The sequence below is a fragment of the Mycobacterium syngnathidarum genome, assembly GCF_001942625.1.
Lineage (GTDB): Bacteria > Actinomycetota > Actinomycetes > Mycobacteriales > Mycobacteriaceae > Mycobacterium > Mycobacterium syngnathidarum.
The window spans coordinates 1-1,230 of record NZ_MLCL01000051.1; the positions used below are offsets into that span (position 1 = coordinate 1).

A 1,230-nucleotide genomic window follows, 5' to 3' on the forward strand; every position below is an offset into this window, starting at 1 on the left:
CCGGTCACTAGGGCACCATCCTTATTGCGGGCCTTGTTGAGAGGTTCGTGGAAGGGACTCGGCGGGGGCCGAGGTGACGGCCAGCGTCGGTCGCTCGTAGAGGGCCTGCATGACACCGCCGCCCTCGGTCCTGCCGGGGTCGCAGACCGGCATCAGGGAGACGCGCCGCAGAGCGCCAGTTAGTGACCGTCCGGTGGTCGATCCCCTCGCCGCGTCGTCGCTGCCACTGTGAGGAGAACCGTTGTCCGAGGACACCGCTGAAATCGTCTACGTCGGGTTGGATTGGGCCACCGCAACCCACGCTGTGTGCGTGCTGTCCGCCGTAGGAAAAATATTGGCACAGTTCATGATTGACCACACCGCCGACGGCATCGCCACCCTGGTCCGCAAACTCGCCAAGTTCGGCGAACCCGCCGACGTGCACATCGGGATCGAGCGACCCAACGGGCGGCTGGTGGACCTGCTGCTCGACGCGGGCCATCCGGTCATCCCGGTGTCGCCGAACGCGATCAAAACCTGGCGTGACGGCGAAGTCGTCTCTGGGGCGAAGTCCGATGCCGGCGACGCCCTGGTGATCGCCGAATATCTGCGGCTGCGCCACCACCGGCTGCACCCGGTAGCGCCGTACAGCGGGCACACCAAGGCGTTGCGCACCGTGGTGCGCACCCGAGACGACCTCGTCGCCATGCGGGTATCGGCCACCAACCAACTCAGCGCCCTGCTCGATGACCACTGGCCCGGCGCCAAGGCGATCTTCGCCGACGTGCAATCCCCGATCAGCCTGGCTTTCCTGCATCAATACCCGACCGCGGTCAGCGCCGCCCGCCTCGGAGAGAAGCGCCTTGCCGCCTTCCTGATCAAACACGGCTACTCCGGCCGCCGGCCGGCCGGTGAACTGCTGGGGCGGCTGCGCGCAGCGCCTGCCGGCACCAGCGACCCCATCCTCTCGATCGCGGTCGCCGACGCCGTCACAGCCCTGGTCACCGTGCTGGACACCCTCAACAAAGTCGGCAAGACCCTCGACCGCTGCGTGATCGCCCGGCTCGGGGAGCACCCGGACGCCGAGATCTTCACGTCGCTGCCAAGGTCGGGTCAGATCAACGCCGCCCAGGTGCTCGCCGAGTGGGGCGACTCCCGTGCAGCCTACGACGGACCCGACGCGGTGGCCGCCCTGGCCGGAGCCACACCAGTGACCAAAGCGTCCGGCAAACAACACGCGGTGCACTTCCG

The 1,230-nt window shown here is 67.9% G+C and carries 1 protein-coding gene; it reads left to right on the forward strand.

Annotated features, from left to right (window positions below; genetic code table 11):
* Positions 1-241: 241 nt before the first annotated feature.
* On the forward strand, positions 242-1,230 hold a 989-nt coding region (locus BKG60_RS13880), incomplete at its 3' end, for an IS110 family RNA-guided transposase (RefSeq protein WP_075909697.1).